General features: G+C 70.8%; 17 protein-coding genes. 7 read left to right on the top strand and 10 right to left on the bottom strand.

Annotation, left to right across the window (positions count from 1 at the left end; translation table 11 throughout):
* Nucleotides 1-35: 35 nt before the first annotated feature.
* From infB to E3328_RS17985, 3 genes are all read right to left on the bottom strand, one after another.
* Nucleotides 36-1,850, bottom strand: a complete 1,815-nt coding sequence (infB, locus tag E3328_RS17995; RefSeq protein WP_135366018.1) for a translation initiation factor IF-2 — start codon at nt 1,848-1,850, stop codon at nt 36-38.
* 98 nt (nt 1,851-1,948) lie between these two features.
* The gene (locus E3328_RS17990) at nt 1,949-2,533 is read right to left on the bottom strand and encodes a cupredoxin domain-containing protein (protein WP_135366017.1); all 585 of its coding nucleotides are present in this window, start codon (nt 2,531-2,533) and stop codon (nt 1,949-1,951) included.
* 91 nt (nt 2,534-2,624) lie between these two features.
* On the bottom strand, nt 2,625-3,164 hold the full coding sequence (locus E3328_RS17985; protein ID WP_135366016.1) for a plastocyanin/azurin family copper-binding protein: 540 nt from the start codon (nt 3,162-3,164) through the stop codon (nt 2,625-2,627).
* Nucleotides 3,165-3,312: 148 nt separating this feature from the next.
* Between E3328_RS17985 and E3328_RS17980 the strand changes: the two genes are divergently transcribed.
* Together E3328_RS17980 and E3328_RS17975 are read left to right on the top strand one after the other, a co-directional pair.
* A complete protein-coding gene (locus E3328_RS17980; protein ID WP_135366015.1) occupies nt 3,313-3,552 on the top strand; it encodes a PRC-barrel domain-containing protein in 240 nt (79 codons plus the stop codon).
* A complete protein-coding gene (locus E3328_RS17975) occupies nt 3,553-4,011 on the top strand; it encodes an NOB1 family endonuclease (RefSeq protein WP_135366014.1) in 459 nt (152 codons plus the stop codon).
* 78 nt (nt 4,012-4,089) lie between these two features.
* On the opposite strand, the gene E3328_RS17970 is transcribed toward E3328_RS17975, so the two are convergent.
* From E3328_RS17970 to E3328_RS17960, 3 genes are all read right to left on the bottom strand, one after another.
* Nucleotides 4,090-4,236 carry a CopG family transcriptional regulator gene (locus tag E3328_RS17970; RefSeq protein WP_135366013.1) on the bottom strand — a complete coding sequence of 49 codons (147 nt, stop codon included), beginning with the start codon at nt 4,234-4,236 and terminating at the stop codon, nt 4,090-4,092.
* A 119-nt stretch (nt 4,237-4,355) separates the two neighbouring features.
* The gene (locus E3328_RS17965; protein WP_135366012.1) at nt 4,356-5,147 is read right to left on the bottom strand and encodes a CPBP family intramembrane glutamic endopeptidase; all 792 of its coding nucleotides are present in this window, start codon (nt 5,145-5,147) and stop codon (nt 4,356-4,358) included.
* Between the two features lie 503 nt (nt 5,148-5,650).
* Nucleotides 5,651-6,946 (bottom strand): glucose-6-phosphate isomerase, encoded by a 1,296-nt coding sequence (locus E3328_RS17960; protein WP_135366011.1) that lies wholly within the window; start codon nt 6,944-6,946, stop codon nt 5,651-5,653.
* 139 nt (nt 6,947-7,085) lie between these two features.
* Here E3328_RS17960 and E3328_RS17955 point away from each other — a divergent pair, with 139 nt between their 5' ends.
* The 4 genes from E3328_RS17955 to E3328_RS17940 all read left to right on the top strand — a co-directional run bounded on the left by E3328_RS17955 (nt 7,086) and on the right by E3328_RS17940 (nt 8,967).
* Nucleotides 7,086-7,658 (top strand): DUF8056 family protein, encoded by a 573-nt coding sequence (locus tag E3328_RS17955; protein ID WP_246023052.1) that lies wholly within the window; start codon nt 7,086-7,088, stop codon nt 7,656-7,658.
* A gap of 84 nt (nt 7,659-7,742) precedes the next feature.
* Entirely contained in the window at nt 7,743-8,201 is a 459-nt protein-coding gene (locus tag E3328_RS17950) for a DUF5812 family protein (protein WP_135366010.1), read from the top strand.
* Between the two features lie 92 nt (nt 8,202-8,293).
* Complete coding sequence (locus tag E3328_RS17945) at nt 8,294-8,644, top strand: MarR family transcriptional regulator (RefSeq protein WP_135366009.1); 351 nt, start codon at nt 8,294-8,296, stop codon at nt 8,642-8,644.
* Nucleotides 8,641-8,967 (top strand): type II toxin-antitoxin system PemK/MazF family toxin, encoded by a 327-nt coding sequence (locus E3328_RS17940; protein ID WP_135366008.1) that lies wholly within the window; start codon nt 8,641-8,643, stop codon nt 8,965-8,967. The genes E3328_RS17945 and E3328_RS17940 overlap by 4 nt, the downstream gene beginning before the upstream one ends.
* Before the next feature lie 3 nt (nt 8,968-8,970).
* On the opposite strand, the gene E3328_RS17935 is transcribed toward E3328_RS17940, so the two are convergent.
* Nucleotides 8,971-9,309: a DUF7968 family protein gene (locus E3328_RS17935; protein WP_135366007.1), complete on the bottom strand. Its 339-nt coding sequence runs from the start codon at nt 9,307-9,309 to the stop codon at nt 8,971-8,973.
* A 93-nt stretch (nt 9,310-9,402) separates the two neighbouring features.
* Nucleotides 9,403-11,193, bottom strand: coding sequence for an oligoendopeptidase F (gene pepF / locus E3328_RS17930; protein WP_135366006.1), 1,791 nt, complete (start codon nt 11,191-11,193; stop codon nt 9,403-9,405).
* 142 nt (nt 11,194-11,335) lie between these two features.
* Here pepF and E3328_RS17925 point away from each other — a divergent pair, with 142 nt between their 5' ends.
* Entirely contained in the window at nt 11,336-12,754 is a 1,419-nt protein-coding gene (locus E3328_RS17925; protein WP_135366005.1) for a M28 family metallopeptidase, read from the top strand.
* A 43-nt stretch (nt 12,755-12,797) separates the two neighbouring features.
* On the opposite strand, the gene E3328_RS17920 is transcribed toward E3328_RS17925, so the two are convergent.
* Both E3328_RS17920 and E3328_RS17915 read right to left on the bottom strand, forming a co-directional pair.
* Nucleotides 12,798-14,060 (bottom strand): sulfatase family protein, encoded by a 1,263-nt coding sequence (locus E3328_RS17920; RefSeq protein WP_167837458.1) that lies wholly within the window; start codon nt 14,058-14,060, stop codon nt 12,798-12,800.
* 73 nt (nt 14,061-14,133) lie between these two features.
* Nucleotides 14,134-14,868, bottom strand: a complete 735-nt coding sequence (locus E3328_RS17915; protein WP_135366003.1) for a class I SAM-dependent methyltransferase — start codon at nt 14,866-14,868, stop codon at nt 14,134-14,136.
* Between the last annotated feature and the right edge of the window lie 467 nt (nt 14,869-15,335).

The raw sequence follows: 15,335 nt of genomic DNA, 5'->3' as shown, positions 1-15,335 counted from the left end.
GTCGGTTAGTTCGGCGTCGGCCCCTTCTCGGTCGGTCACTTCCCCCAGAAGGGGTCGCGGTTGCGCCGCTTCTCGAGGTACGCGTTGAGCGTCTCGAGTTCGCTGACGGGGATGTCCTCCGAGAGCTCCTGTTCGAGGATCTTGGCGTGTTTCTCGGGGATCTCCGTCCAGAGTTCGTCCCCTTCCTCGATCTGGCGGCCGACGGTGGGGCCGTCGATGGAGACGGCCGCGCGCTCGCCGCGCTGTAGTTCGTCGACGTCCTCGCCCTCGTCCTGGATGGACTTGAGCAGGCCCACGCGCTCGGGCTCGCTGCCCTCGAACAGCGCGACGTTGGAGTTGCGTCTGAGCGTGCCGCCGAGCACCTCGACGCCGACGACGGCGGGATCGGACTGGCGGAAGGTGTGGTCGTCGAGGATCCGGAAGCGGGCGGGCCGGGTGATATTTTCGAGGACCTGGTCCTGCTGGGCGCGCTCGCGCTCCTCGACGAACTCCTCGTACTCCTCGACCAGCCGGTAGATCACGTCGTGGTCGAAGACCCGCACGTCCTCCTGTTCGGCCAGGTCCGCCGCGTCGTCGAGCACCTCGACGCCGAACCCGAGGATGGTGCGGTGTTTGTCCTCGTTGGCCGTCTCGGCGACGCGCACGTCCCGCGGCGCGATGTCGCCGACCTCGGCGCGGACGATGGGGATCTCCTCCTCTTCGAGCGTCGAGGCCAGGGCCTCCAGGCTCCCGAGCGTGTCGGCCTTGACGACGACGCCCTCCTCCTCGGTCTGGACGGCGATGTCCGCGAGTTCGGCGCGGACCTCCTCGATCACGTCGTCCACGTCGCGGTCGCCGACGACGCGGATGGGCGCGCCGGCCATCGCGTCGTCGAGGTCCGGCGCGGCGATCTTGATGCCGTCGGCGGCCTTGACCGAGTCGACCTGTTCGAACTGGCCCTCGGTGCGGATCTCCTCGAGCGGGCGCGGGCGCAGCAGCGCGCGGACCTCGGTGACGATGGGGCCCTCGACGCCGCCGACCACGATCTGGTCGTCGGCCGAGATGGTGCCGTCGTAGATGATGGCGTCGACGGTCGCCCCGAAGCCCTGGGTGTCGGTGACCTCCAGTACCGTGCCGGCGGCGGGCCCGTCCACGTCGACGGCCATCTCCGCTTTCATGTAGCGCTGGGAGAGGCCCATCATGACGGTCAGCAGGTCGGGGATGCCCTCGCCGGTCTCGGCGGAGACGGGGACGACGCCGACGTTGTTCTGGAAGTCCTGGACGCGCCAGTACATGTCCGCCGAGAAGTCGTTGTCGGACAGATCGCCGATGAGCTCGTAGAGGTTCTCGTTGAGGTCGCTCTGGACGCGGTCGGTCTGGGCCTCGATGGTCTGCTTGCTGGGGGCGTTCGGGTTGGGGTTCCAGCCGGGCGTGGTGTCGATCTTGTTCGCGGCGACGATGAAGGGGGTCTGCGTGCGGCTGAGGATGTCGACGGCTTCGAGCGTCTGGGGCTGGAAGCCGTCGTTCACGTCGACGACGAGGATCGCGATGTCGGCCAGCGCCCCGCCCCGCGAGCGCAGCGTCGAGAAGGAGTGGTGGCCGGGCGTGTCGATGAAGAGGAGGCCGGGCAGGTCGAAGTCGTCGGGGTCGACGAGTTCGCCGGCGATCTCGGAGATCACGTCGAGCGGGACCGCGGTCGCGCCGATGTGCTGGGTGATCGCGCCGGACTCGCCCTCGGTGACCGCGGAGCCGCGGATCTCGTCGAGCAGGCTGGTCTTGCCGTGGTCGACGTGGCCGAGTACGGCGACTATCGGTGTCCGAAGCGTCGCCTCGGACTCGTCGTCGGTGTCTGTCGGTTGTGAGTCTGCCATCCTATCACCACAGAAGTTCGGTTGTCTCGGATCAGCCCCGCGGGCCGGATAAGTGATCTCATCTGCCCGTGCGCGCGCCCGCCGTCGCTCGCACGGGGCTACTCCGTGACGGTGAACGAGCCCGTCATCCCGGCAGTTCGGTGGGGGCTGCAGTAGTACTCGTACTCGCCGGGCGTCTCGAAGGTGAACGACAGCTCGTGGCCCTCGTCGTAGAGGTCGCCGTCGCCGCCGGCCGTCCCCGAGAACGCCGACCCGCTCGGGGTCGTCGCGGGACGCACGTTGTGCCCGGAGCTGTGCCACACCCAGACGACCGTCTCGCCGGTCGCTATCTCGAAGGTCTCGGGCGAGAACGACAGTCCTCCGTCGGCGACGGCGACGACCTGCGCGGCCTGCCTGGGTGTCGCCGTGGGCGTCGGCGTCTCGGTGGGCGTGGGACTCGCGGTCGGCGTCCCCGCCGAGTCGGGCGTGTCGGTCGGCGTCGCGGTGGGCGTCGCCTCGGCGGTGGGTGAGGGGGTGAGCGTATCCGTCCCGGGCGTTTCCGTCGGCGTCGGGCTCTCGGTCGGCGTCGCGTCGCCGTCGGTCCCGGAGCCGTCGTCGGTTTCGGTGTCGTCGTCCCCGCCGCAGCCGGCGACGGCGGCGGCGAGCGCGGTTCCACCCAGTCGGAGCAGGCTACGGCGGTCCATGCCCCCCGCTCAGGACCGTCGCGGAATAAACCCCGCGACGCTCCGGACCACTCGGTGGGCGAGGCTGCGTCACCCGGCGGGCGACGCCCCGTCACTCGACGACGGTGAACGAGCCCGTCATGCCGAGGTTCCGGTAGGGGTAACAGCGGTACTCGTACTGGCCGGCGACCTCGAAGGTGTGGGCGAAGGTGTACCCCTCGCCGTAGGTGGTCCCGTCGCCGCCGGGGGTGCCGGTGAACGTCGAGCCCCGCGGCCGCGCGGTCGCCCGGACGTTGTGGCCGGACGCGTGCCACACCCAGACGACCGTCTCGCCGGTCGCTATCTCGAAGGTCTCGGGGTCGAACTCCCCCGACCCGTCGGCGACGGCGACGACCTGGTCGGCGTCGCTCGGCGCCGGCGTGGGCGTCGCCGTCGGCGTGGCAGTGGGGGTCGCCGTCGGCGTCGGCGTCGGCTCCGCGGTCGGCGTCGCCGTCGGCGCGGCGGTCGGCGCGCCGGTCGTGGCGGCCGGCGGGTCGCTCGGTGCCGGATCGTCGTCCGGCGTCGCCGTGCCGTCACCCGATCCCAGCCCGCACCCCGGGACGAGCCCCGCGAGCGCGACGGCGCTCGTCCGCAACAGGCGTCTGCGCTCCATGGCGACGACATGGACGACCACCCGCATAATCCCGGTGGTTCCGGCGACTGTGAGCCCGCGGCGGGCCCCGACGGACCGCACAGCGGGCGTCACGCGGTCGTCAGACGGCCCCGTGGCGTTTATGGGGCCTCACTCGGTAGTCGGGAGTATGGCCGAGATACTCGCCGAGAACCTCTCCGGCAAGGCCGTCACCGGAACGGACGGCGCCGAGATGGGGATGCTGTACAACATCACGATGGACCTGGAGACCGGTCGGTTGCAGAACCTCATCATCGAGCCCAACGAGCACCTCGACAACTCGCAGTTCGAGGTCGACGAGCAGGGCCACCTCCTCGTGCCCGTCGACCGCGTCCAGGCAGTCAAAGACCAGATGATCGTCCAGCGCTAAATGTACGTCCTCGACGCCTCGGCTTTTATCAACGAGTATCACACGACCGAACAGCAGGCCACGATCCCGCTCGTCCGCGAGGAGCTGGAGGACGAGAGCGCCTACCGCTACGACGCCATGGAGGGGTCGGGCATGCACATCCACATCCCCGAGGAGGAGACCGTCGAGCGGATCGAGCGCGCCGCCCGCGAGACGGGCGACCTCGAGACCCTCTCGGAGACGGACATCCGGCTGGTCGCCGCCGCGTTCGAGCTCGACGGCCGGCTCGTCACCGACGACTACGCCATGCAGAACGTCGCCGAGAAGCTGGAGGTGGCGGTCGAGCTCATCGCCCGCGAGGGGATCACCGAGCAGCGCGACTGGCGCTTCCAGTGTTCCGGCTGCGGCCGCGAGTTCGACGAGAACCACGACCGCTGTCCCGTCTGCGGGAGCGACCTCACGCGGAAGAACCCCGCCTGAGCCGCCGCTCGCGAGTCCGCCCGAGCCGCCGTTGGCCAGCCATCCGCCCTCGGCGACTGCCCCAGTCCCGCCCACCCGCTACTGGGTCTGTTCGTCGAGCTGTTCGAGCCCGGTGTCGACGAGCTGCCGGAGTACTTCCTCCTCCGTGAGGTCGTACTGCCGGGCGATCGCCTCGATCTCCCGGGCGCGGTCGTCGTCACAGACGACCGTGTAGCGGGTCGGCATACACCCCGTATTTTCGCCCGCTCGGCTTAACTACCCGTCAGACGGCCGTCAGACTGCGATTCCTGGCAGTCGAGTCGGGGAGTCGCGGAGTCGGGTTCGGCGCCGACGGGGCCGGCCGCTCACCCGCCGACGGCGCCGGTCGCCTGCAGGTACTGCAGGAGGAAGCTCATCGTGTTCCACAGCCCGTGGACGACGACGGGGACGGCGATGTTCTCGGAGAGCTCGTACAGCGTCCCGAGGACGAGCCCGAGCGCGGCGGCCACGGCGAGCGTCGAGACGACGCTGCCCTCCGAGCCCAACAGCGCGAAGTAGTGCATCGCGCCGAAGACGGCGCTGGCCAGCACGACCGCGGGGACGACGCCGTAGGCCCGGCGGAAGAGTCCCTGGACGATCCCGCGGAACAGCAGCTCCTCGGCGGGCGCGACGAACAGGAAGGTCACGGGGATCAGGTAGAGGAAGCGAACGGGGTCCTGCTGGCCCTGCGTGATCACCTGGTTGGTCGCGCTGTCGACGCCGGCGGCCTGGATGACCGCCGACAGCGCCGACGCGACGGCGAACAGGGCGACGAAGCCGGCGACGACCCAGCCCAGGTCCCGGAGCGACGGGACGGCGACCTGGAAGAACTGCTCGTCGGAGCGCCACGTGAGATAGGCCGCGACGACGGCGAAGAAGCCGACGAACTGCGTGGCCGTCAGCGCGGCGTAGGCCAGCGGCGGCAGCGTCGCCGTCGACGTGACGTCGAAGCCGAGCGCGCTCAGGACCGACCCGGCACCGGCGATCAGGAAGGTCCCGAGGATGAACGCCGAGACCACCAGCGCGATCGAGTGGAACAGGCTCTCGACGCGAGTCTCCATGTCGGCGACGCGGTAGTACTCCGTACCCATCTGCGTGGCCGCCGGTAGGGAGTCCACGGGTTTGACTGCACCGGTCCCGCGGAGCCGTTCAGTTCACAATATTCGTTGAGTAGTTGGTTCTGGTGCGGGTGAAATGAGCGCGACAGCGACCGCAGTCGACAGCAGGCGACGAAAGCCCTCGGCGCGCTCGCTAGCTTCAGGATCGGCCGCAGGGGACAGCGAGCGATGAAAGCCCTCGCCGCGCTCGCGGTCGCTGAGCGGGATACCCGCGCTCTCGGCACCGCCCGCGCGGATAGTGCCCGCTCAGACGACTCAACTGGACGCGAGCGCGCCTCGCCCTTTCAGTCCACCAGGACCGCAACCGCCTCGCACAGCACCGCAGACGGCCACGAGCCTCCCCAGCCGATTCGCGACACACGAGTCGCGAATCCCTCGCGCGGCTACCGTCGCGCGCATGAACGCGCGCTCCAGCGCGCGCCGACCGCACCGCGACCGCTTACCGAAACGGCTCCTGCCTGTACGCCAGCAGTGACGCTGGTTGGGACTCTGTCGCTCGCCGGCTACTCGACGACGAGTTCCGTCTTCTCGCGTACGGCGTCGGCCTCCTCGAAGTCGCCGCCGCCGAGCAGGCCGCGGGCGGCCTTTTTGCCCCACTCGACCGCGGGCTGGGTGAACGTCTCGACGCCGTAGAGTTCGCCCGCCAGCACGCAGGCGGCCTCCATGTCGAAGAGGAGCCGGCCGACGCTCTCGGCGTCTACGCCGTCGATCTCGACCCGCACCGAGGGGCGCTCGGCGGCGGCGAGGCTCGCCTCGGTGGCCTCGAACTCCGCGTCCAGCAGCGTCCCCAGGTCCTGCCCGCCGAGGTATTCGAGGGATTCCACGTCCGTCTCCGGAATCCGGCAGTCCGGGCGCTCGCGCGGGCGGACGACGGTGACGAGCTTGTCCCGGGGTCCCGCCCGGTAGAGCTGCAGCTGGGAGTGCTGGTCTGTCGCGCCGAGCGCGCGAGCGGGCGTCTGGCCCCCACCGTCCTTCCCGAGGCTCTCGGCCCACAGCTGGGCGAACCACTCGGCGAACGACTCCAGCCCCTCGGCGTAGGGCATCATCGCGTTGATCGTCGCGCCGCGCTCGTCGAGCGCGTAGGCGACCGCGCCGTAGGCGTAGGCCGGGCAGTCGTACAGCGAGCCCGCGAGCGCGTCGGCGCCCGCGCGACCCCCGGCGAGCAGCCCCTCCAGGTCGACGCCCATCAGCGCGGCGGGCACCAGCCCGACCGTCGACAGCGCCGAGAAGCGGCCGGGGACGCCGTCGGGCACGTCCAGCGCCGGCAGGCCCTCGCGCTCGGCCAGCTCGCGGAGCGGGCCGGACTCGCCGGTCGTGACGACGGTCCGCTCGGTCCAGTCGACGTCCGCCGATGCCATCGCCTCGCGGACGACGAGGAAGTTCGCCAGCGTCTCGGCGGTGGTCCCCGACCGCGAGACGACGTGGACGACCGTCTCGCCGAGCGGCAACTCGTCGAGCAGCCGGTTCACGTGGGCGGGGTCGACGTTGTCCAGCGCGTGGTGGTCGACCGGCGAGTCGCCGGCCAGCGCCTCGGTGATCGTCACCGCGCCCAGCGCCGACCCGCCGATGCCGACGGTGAGGACGGCCTCGGGATCGAAGCCGTCGACGGCGGCCTCGATCTCGGCCGCGTCGGCGCGTTCGGGCAGGTTGAGTGCGGCGTAGCCGAACTCGTCGTCGGCCATGCCGCGGGCGATCCGGTCGTGGGCGTCGGCGACGCGCTCGTCGAGGTCGTCGAGGGCCGCCCGCTCGATGCCGGGGTCGGCCTCGCTCGCCAGCGCGTTCCCGATGTCGATCTTCATGGCCGGGTGGTCGCCCGGAGAGGGGATAGTCCTTTTCGGGTCGCGCCGGCCGGCCGTCACGGCGCGACCGGACGGCTCCCGGACGGCCCCTGACCGTCGAACGGGTGGTTTATTCCTGACCGCGCCGAACCCTCCGGGGATGAGCGACGCCACGGACGAGGTGGGCGCTGACGGGGAGGTCGCGTCGGCGTCGAGCGACGGGGGCGCCGCGGAGACGTACAAGGGGATCCTCACGGCCTACCCCTACGCCGTCCGCGCGAGCGACTCGCTGGCGTTCCGGATCTACGCGGGCACCAGCGCGCTGTTCGGCGCCGGGATCGTCCTGCTGTTCACCTTCGCGGTCGTGACGCTGCTGGGGTCGACCGCCGAGGCGCCCGGCGGCTCGTTCACCTTCTCCCGGGCCTTCTTCCTGTTTCTCATGCTGCTGGTCGTCGCGCCGCTGGTGGCGCCGGTGCTGTTCGTCGCCCGCCGCCACCGCCGGACCGGGTCGGACACCCGCTACGACCGGCAGATGGCCGCGACGGGCTACGGGTTCCTCCTGGCGATGTACGTCGCCCTCGTGATCACGACGCCGACCGACCTGCGGGAGGACCCCGACGGCGCCCTCGGCGCGGTCGCCGAAGTCCTCTACGGGCTACCCAACGAAGCGGCGGTCGTCCCGCCGGTGGCCGCGGCGCTGCTGATCTACCTCACCCATCGACAGCTCGGGTAACCGGCGCGGCCCCGCGCGGACGAGGGGCCGTCGGCGCGAGTCGCCGTCGAAACGGGGAAAAGCCCCGACCGGCTACGGACGCCCATGAAGACCGGGACGTTCGTCGTCACGGAGGCCGACCCCGAGTCGGCGGTGTTGCGCGACGTGAGCGACGGGCAGATCCACACGCTGGGCTCGAATCCCGACCTGGAGGCCGGCGTCGCCGTCGAGGGGACGCTGGCGCCCGAGCCGCCGATGGACGTGGTCTGGACCGTCGAGGAGATCGAGCGGCAGTTCACCGTCTCCGTCGAGGAACACGACGAACCGCCCACCCAGCGGGCCCGCGAGACCGCCGCCGACCAGCCCGTCGGCGAGGTGACCACCCACGAGCGCGCGGGGACGGGGGAGGTCCACGTGCTGACCGTTCCCGAGGACGCGACGGAGGGTGCCGTCGCCGACGTGCGCGACGACGAGGCGACCGTCGAACGCGCCGCCCGCCTCGGCGTCGAACGCGTCGAGATCCGCTCGGAACCCGGCGTGGTGAGCGTCCGCTACCTGCCCTGAGTCCGGGTTTCTACAGCCGACTCCCTCACGGCCGGCCACCGCTCGCGACAAACGGGCAAACATTCAAACGGCAGTCAGACAAACAGACAGACGTGCCGATCGACATCGAGCGGTTCGAGCGCGAGGGGGAGTTCGGGAGCGAGGAGACCAACGCGGCTCGAATCCTGGAGTTTCTCGCCGCGAACGACGACAAGGCATTCCGGCGTGGCGAGATCGCCGCCGAGACCGGCATCGATGCGGATACCGTGAGTTCGGTGTTGCACCGGCTGAAGACGCGCGACCTCGTGCGACACAAGCGGCCCTACTGGGCGGTCGGCGACCCGGAACGGCTCCGCGAGGCGAGCGCGACGAGCGACTCGCTGGCCGCGCTCAACGACCGGCTCGGGACCGAGGACATGGACGAGTGGCGCGAGGCGGCCGAACGGAGCGACGACGGGGAATGACGCTCGAACGCGGCGACGTAGTCGCGGTGAGCGACCCGTTCGACGACAACGAGGCTCGTCCGTTCGTGGTGGTCAACACCGACGACCACCCGTTTCACGGCGAGCAGTACGTCGCGCTGACGCTCACGACCCGCACCTGGTTCGACGGGACGATCCCGCTCTCCGACGGTGATTTCGTCGAGGGCGGGGTTCCGGACGACAGTTTCGTCGTCCCGTGGGGAGTCGCGTCGCCCGGTGAGAGCGATATCGGCGAGCGGTTCGGTCGGCTCCGGTCGTCGACCGTCGACGACGCCGTCGAGGCGCTGACGACGTATCTCCGCTGAGGGCTACTCCGTCGGGCCGCCCGCGCTCTGGACGCGCCAGCCGCCCTCGACCTCGCAGGCGTCGCGGACCTCGTACTCGATGGCCGTCGACTCGCCGACGGCATCGCCGCCCTCGACGGATTCGACCCGTAGCGGTACGTCCAGCGTGTCGCCACAGCAGCCGACGCCGGCGAACTGCTCGGTGGTCTCCCCCGCCTCGACGCGCCCGAGCGTCTTCCGCAGGTACGCGCGGAACGGCGACCCGTCGAGTTTGTCCCGCCCCCACGTGCTGAGGTCCGACGGGTAGGACAGCACCACCTTCGTCGCCGCGTCGTCCCCTGATTGTCGCTGGTCTGTGCTCATCGGTCGGTGTTGGGTCGTGACGCGGAAAGGGGTTCCGTCGGTCGTCGGTTCGAGTCGAAACGGGGGGATCGAGGGCTGAGACGAGGGTGCGACTCAGATCAGCCCTTCGAACTCGTCCAAGAACTCGTCGTAGGTGTCGATGGCCGACTGGATCGGGTCGGAACTCGTCATGTCGACGCCGGCGGCCTCCAGCAGTTCGAGCGGGTACTCCCGCGAGCCGCTGGCGAGGAACTCCCGGTAGCGCTCGGCGGCCGGTTCGCCCTCCTCCAGGATGCCCTGCGCGAGCGCGACGGCGGCGGAGATGCCCGTCGCGTACTGGTAGACGTAGAACGCCCGGTAGAAGTGCGGGATGCGCATCCACTCGCGGGCGATGCGGTCGTCCACGTCCGCGTCGGCGTAGTACTTCCCCTTGAGGTCGCCGTACAGTTCGTCCAGCCGGTCGGCGGTCAGCGCCTCGCCGTCCTCTTCGAGTCGGTGGGTCTCGTGCTCGAACTCCGCGAACATCGTCTGTCGGAACAGCGTCGACCTGAATCGTTCGAGGTACTGGTTGAGGACGTGCCGGCGCAGACGCTCGTCGTCGACCACATCGAGCAGATGGTGGGTGAGGAGGGTCTCGTTGACCGTGCTCGCCACCTCGGCGACGAAGATCTCGTAGGAACTGTAGACGTACGGCTGGTGTTCGCTGGTGTACTCGGAGTGCAGCGAGTGGCCCAGCTCGTGAGCGAGCGTGTACATCGAGGCCACGTCGTCCTGGTAGTTCATCAGGATGAACGGCTGGGAGTCGTAGGTCCCGCCCGAGTAGGCGCCCGACTGCTTGTTCTCGGTCTCGTAGACGTCGACCCATCGCGATTCGAGCCCCTCGGCGAGCCACTCCTGGTACTCCTCGCCGAGCGGTTCGACGGCGCCGGTGACCCACTCGCGGGCCTGGTCGTACTCCACGTCGGGGCTCTCGCCCTCGACCATCGGGACGTACAGGTCCCACATCTTGAGTTCGTCCGCGCCGATGGAGCGACGCTTGAGGTCGGCGTGGCGCTGCAGCACGTCGAGGTTCTCGTCGACGGTGTCGACGAGCGTGTCGTACACCTCGACGGGGACGTTGGGGCCGTCCAGGGCGGCCTCGCGGGCGGTGTCGTAGTCGCGGGCGCGGGCCAGTTTCACGTCGGTCTTGACGCTGTTCCTGTAGGCGGCGGCGATAGAGTTGCGGTACTCCTCCCACTCGTCGTAGAAGGTCTCGTACACGTCGCGGCGAAAGTCGCGGTCGGGGTTCTCCTGCAGCGTCGTGAAGTTGTTGAGGGTGATCCGCCGGGGCTCGCCGTCTGGGTCCTCGACGCTGGGGAACTCCACGTCGGCGTTGACGAGCATGTTGTACACCTCGCCGGTCGAGCCCAGCACCTCGCCCAGATCCGCGAGCAGGTTCTCGACCTCGGCCGAGCGGGTGTGCGGTTTCATCCGCAACACGTCGTCGAAGTAGTGCTCGTAGACTTCCAGATCGGGGTTCTCTTCGATGTACTGCTCGACCGTCTCCCGGTCGAGGCTCTGGATCTCGGGTTCGAGGAAGCTGGCGGCCGAGGAAGCCTCAGAGGAGAGCGACTGGGCCCGCGAGGACAGCGCCTGGTAGTGGCTGTCGGCGGTGTCCTCGTCGCTGCGCATCCGGGCGTAGGCGGAGACGTTCGCCACCTCGCGCATGACCGATTCGTAGGTCTCTAGGCAGTCCTGCAGGGTCTCGGGGTCGTCGGTCGCCCGGCCCTCGAAGGCCCGGAGGTCGTCCAGTCGCTCCTGAACGGACTCGAAGGCGGCCTCCCACTCGTCGTCGTCGGCGTAGAGGGATTCGAGCTCCCACTTGTACTCCTCGTCGATGTCGCTGCGCTCGGGCACGGAACTCATGGCACGGAGTTGGCGCCGTCGCGCCGTAAGCCGTTCGATGCCGGAAGGGGTGGGCCCGACGGCTACCCCGCGGAGTCGCGAAGCCCGGGTCGGCCCGGCCGCCGGACGGCGCGCTTTTGTCGCCGGCGACGCCAGGGGCGGTATGGACGGATCCGACGCCGGCGGGTCGCTCGCCGGCGACGACCCGGCGGCCGCGGCGCTGGGGCGCGCCTGGCTCGCCGACGACTCGTGGGAGCTGCTGACGCGGCTGACCGAACTCGACGACCGGCTGGGCGGCCACCCCGGCGACCGCCGCGCGGCCGAACTCGTCGCCGACGCCTTCGAGTCGGCGGGCGTCCGCGCGGTCCGCGAACGGCCGTTCGACGTGAACCGCTGGACCCGCGGGACGACCGACCTCGCCGTCGCGGTTCCAGACCGCGGGGTCGAGCGGTCGTTCGAGGCCGTCGCGCTCCCGTACTCGCCGGCCCACGAGTGCGAGGCGCCGCTCGTGGACGTGGGCTACGGCACGCCCGCGGAACTGGACGAGGCCGAGGTGGCCGGCGCCGTCGCCGTCACGCGCACCGCGACGCCGCCCGACTTCGGGCGACCGTACCACCGCGCCGAGAAGGTCGGGCACGCCGCCGCGGCGGGCGCCGAGGCGTTCGTCTTCACCAACCACGTCCCCGGACAGCTCCCGCCGACCGGCTCGCTCCGGTTCGACGCCGAGGCCGCGATCCCCGGGCTCGGCGTGAGCAGGGAGACCGGCGAGTGGCTCCGCGAGTACGCGAGCGAGGGCGCCCGGGCGCACCTGCGCGTCGACGCCGAGACCGAGCCCGGCACGAGCCGCAACGTCGTCGGCCGGGTCGGGCCGGGGACGGAACCGGAGCCGGACCCAGACGACCGCGGCGAGCGGGCGGCGCCCGACGGCGAGGTGGTCGTCGTGGCGCACTTCGACGCCCACGACGTGGGCGAGGGGGCGCTGGACAACGGCTGCGGGATCGCGACCCTTGCCGGCGCGGCCCGGATCCTGAGTGCGATGGACCTCGACCGCCCCGTCCGGCTCGCGGGCGTCAGCTGCGAGGAGCTCGGGCTGGTGGGCAGCGAGGCGCTCGCCGACCGCCTCGACCTCGACGGCGTCCACGCCGTGGTCAACGTCGACGGCGCCGGCCGGTACCGCGACCTGAGCGCCCTCGTTCACGCCTCCGACGCGATGGGCGACCTCGCCGAGGGCGTCGCCGACGCGGTCGGCCACCCCGTCGACGTGCAGGAGCGGCCACACCCCTACAGCGACCACTGGCCGTTCCTCCGGGCGGGCGTCCCGGCGCTGCAGTTGCACAGCAAGAGCCCCGACGCCGAGGGGACGTGGGACCGCGGGTGGACCCACACCCGCGCCGACACCCGCGACAAGGCCGACCGGCGGACGCTCCGCGAGCACGCGATGCTGGTCGCCCTGTTCGTCCGCGCGGTCGCCGCCAGCGACCTGCCGCGGCTCGACCCCGCGGCCGTCCGCGACGCGCTCGAAGAGTACGGCGCCGACGAGGGGATGCGCGCCGCCGACATCTGGCCCGACGAGTGGGCGTGAGCGTCGGTCCGGCGGCCGCGAGGTCACCGCCGCCGACCGCCGCTCAGTCGACGCGGCCGACCGGTCGGGCGTTCTCGCTCAGGTCCGTCGCCAGGTCCCTCGCGGTCTCGCGGAGTCGGTCGGCGACACCCGGGTTCTCGTCGGCCACGTCGAACCGCTCCTCCACGTCGCTGTGGAGGTGATAGAGGTCCCCGGAGTCGAGGCGGAGCTTCCAGCCGTCGGCGTCGCGGACCGCGTCGAAGTCGCCGCCGCCGGTCTGGTAGAGGTAGCTGTCGCGGGGCGAGTCCGCCGACTCGGGGTCGGTCAGGAGGTCGGTCGCGTCCTCGCCGTCGAGGGCCCGGTCGGCGGGCGGGTCGACGCCGGCCAGGTTCGCCAGCGTCGGCAGGAGGTCCATCGTCGTCACGAGTTCGCTGCAGACGCTCCCGGCGGGGACCGTCCCCGGCCAGCGCGCGATAGCGGGGACGCGCGGGCCGCCCTCCGCGACGGAGAACTTGCCGCCCGAGAGGTGGCCGGGGCTCCCGCCGTCGACCCCCTCCTCCAGCCAGGGCCCGTTGTCCGAGGTGTAGATCACGAGCGTCTCGTCGTCGATGCCCAGCCGGTCGAGCGTCGCCAGGATCCGCCCGACGCTCCAGTCGATCTCCTCGATTGCGTCCCCGTAGTCGCCGCGCCTGGAGGCGCCGTCGAACCCCTCGGAGGCGTGCAGCGGGACGTGGGGCATGGTGTGGGCGAGATAGCAGAAGAAGGGGCCGTCGCGGTTGTCCTCGATGAACTCGACGGCCTCCTCGGTGTACCGGCGGGTGAGCGTCGACTGGTCGACGGGCGCCTCGACCACCTCCGTGTCCCGCATCAGCGGCAGGTCGCGGTACTTCCCCTCGGTGTGGGCGGCGCCCATGTCGTTGGAGTAGGGCACGCCGAAGTACCCGTCGAACCCGTGGTTCGTCGGCAGGAACGGCTCGCGGTCGCCGAGGTGCCACTTGCCGATGCAGGTCGAGGCGTACCCGGCCTCGCCGAGCACCTCCGGGATCGTCGTCTCGTCGGGGTGCAGTCCCTCGTCGTCGCCGGGGAACAGCACCCACTCCTCCAGCCCCACCCGGGCGGGGTAGCAGCCGGTCAGCAGCGACGCGCGCGACGGCGTGCAGATGGGCGCGCCCGCGTAGAAGCTCGTGAACTTCGCGCCCTCGCTCGCCATCCCGTCGAGGTGCGGCGTCTCGATGTACGGCGAGCCGAAACAGCCGATGTCGCCGAACCCCTGGTCGTCCGCGAAGACGACCACGACGTTCGGCGGGTCCGTGGTGTCCGGTGGCACGACTCGGCAGTTTCGCCCCCGGGAGAAAAAGCTACGCCCGGGTCGACCGACGGGCCAGCTGCCGGTCGGCCGGTCACGCCGCCCGCGCCTCGAATAGCAGCGTCGACGGCAGTTTCGCAAGTAACTCGGGTTTGCGTTCGCCCCACGGCCCCTCCTCGTAGTCGTCGGGGTCGGGAGAGCCGGGTTCGAGCAGCCGTTCGACCCGAAACCCCGCGCCCACGAGCGCGTTGTGCACGTCGCCGACCCGGTGGCGGTAGGTCACCATGTCGGTCCCCAGGTCGTCCTGGGGCGTGACCTGCCGCCCCGTATCGAAGTAGCTCTCCTCGACCTCGTGGCTCTCGGGGTCGGCCAACTCGTAGACGGGGTGGGGCATCGAGAAGACGAACCGACCCCCCTCGCGGAGCACGCGGTGGGTCTCCCGGAAGCAGGCGGCGAGGTCGTCGACCCACTGGAAGACGTAGGCGTTGAACGCCACGTCGAACGAATCGTCGGCGAGCGGGAGGCCGGTCACGTCGCCCTGGAGGAACGCCACGTCGGCGTCGCACTCGGCGGCCAGCTCGCGGGCGAAATCCAGCTGTTCCGCCGAGAGGTCGATACCGGTCACGTTCGCGCCGCGTTCGGCCAGCGCGACCGAGCACTGTCCGCCCCCGCAGCCGAGTTCCAGCACGTCCTTGCCGGCCACGTCCAGCAGGAGCCGCAGGTCGTCGTCGACGCCCACGCCGGTCCAGTTGACCCCCACGTCGAGGTCGATGTCGTCCTGGAACCAGCGGGCCGTCAGCTCCCACCACTCCCTCACTTCCTCGGTCATACCCCGTCTGTTTCGGCCGGCTCCGATAGGTCTTGTGTCGCCCTGCGTGACCGTCCCACGGCGTTTCGAGCCCGGGAGTCGGACACCCGGCGCGCGCTGTCGCGCGCTCTCGTGCGCGCGACCGTAACCGGGCGAGGCCTTCGCGAGCTTGCGAGCGAAGGCTCGTCAGCGCTTGCTCTGACGGTGGATGAGAAGCGCAGCCTGCGAGCAGCGAGCGACCGGCGGTCCCTCGGGCCATGCGGGCGACGCTCGGGTCGCCCGCAGACAGCGCAAGAGGCTGGGAGGTGTGAGGCGGTCTGTGGTGCTGTGCGAGGCGGTTGCGGAGCGGTGCGGTTGCGGTCCTGGCGGACTGAAAGGGCGAGGCGCGCTCGCGTCCAGTTCAGTCGTCTGAGCGGCCCCTATCCGCGCGGGCGGTGCGGAGAGCGCGGATATGTCGCTCAGCGACCGCGAGCGCGCCGAGGGCTTTC

Origin of the sequence: Halosimplex halophilum (assembly GCF_004698125.1) — an archaeon.
Taxonomy (GTDB): domain Archaea; phylum Halobacteriota; class Halobacteria; order Halobacteriales; family Haloarculaceae; genus Halosimplex; species Halosimplex halophilum.
Note: the sequence above shows the minus strand (reverse complement) of the source record. Positions and strands in the feature narration are given on the sequence as shown.

Excerpts from the sequence above, each read along its gene's own strand:
- E3328_RS17915 (WP_135366003.1), bottom strand. The coding sequence starts at position 14,868 with ATGACCGAGGAAGTGAGGGAGTGGTGGGAGCTGACGGCCCGCTGGTTC.
- E3328_RS17935 (WP_135366007.1), bottom strand. The coding sequence starts at position 9,309 with ATGAGCACAGACCAGCGACAATCAGGGGACGACGCGGCGACGAAGGTG.
- E3328_RS17940 (WP_135366008.1), top strand. The coding sequence starts at position 8,641 with ATGACGCTCGAACGCGGCGACGTAGTCGCGGTGAGCGACCCGTTCGAC.
- E3328_RS17925 (WP_135366005.1), top strand. The coding sequence starts at position 11,336 with ATGGACGGATCCGACGCCGGCGGGTCGCTCGCCGGCGACGACCCGGCG.
- E3328_RS17970 (WP_135366013.1), bottom strand. The coding sequence starts at position 4,236 with ATGCCGACCCGCTACACGGTCGTCTGTGACGACGACCGCGCCCGGGAG.
- E3328_RS17950 (WP_135366010.1), top strand. The coding sequence starts at position 7,743 with ATGAAGACCGGGACGTTCGTCGTCACGGAGGCCGACCCCGAGTCGGCG.
- infB (WP_135366018.1), bottom strand. The coding sequence starts at position 1,850 with ATGGCAGACTCACAACCGACAGACACCGACGACGAGTCCGAGGCGACG.
- E3328_RS17955 (WP_246023052.1), top strand. The coding sequence starts at position 7,086 with ATGAGCGACGCCACGGACGAGGTGGGCGCTGACGGGGAGGTCGCGTCG.
- E3328_RS17975 (WP_135366014.1), top strand. The coding sequence starts at position 3,553 with ATGTACGTCCTCGACGCCTCGGCTTTTATCAACGAGTATCACACGACC.
- E3328_RS17985 (WP_135366016.1), bottom strand. The coding sequence starts at position 3,164 with ATGGAGCGCAGACGCCTGTTGCGGACGAGCGCCGTCGCGCTCGCGGGG.
- pepF (WP_135366006.1), bottom strand. The coding sequence starts at position 11,193 with ATGAGTTCCGTGCCCGAGCGCAGCGACATCGACGAGGAGTACAAGTGG.
- E3328_RS17990 (WP_135366017.1), bottom strand. The coding sequence starts at position 2,533 with ATGGACCGCCGTAGCCTGCTCCGACTGGGTGGAACCGCGCTCGCCGCC.
- E3328_RS17980 (WP_135366015.1), top strand. The coding sequence starts at position 3,313 with ATGGCCGAGATACTCGCCGAGAACCTCTCCGGCAAGGCCGTCACCGGA.
- E3328_RS17960 (WP_135366011.1), bottom strand. The coding sequence starts at position 6,946 with ATGAAGATCGACATCGGGAACGCGCTGGCGAGCGAGGCCGACCCCGGC.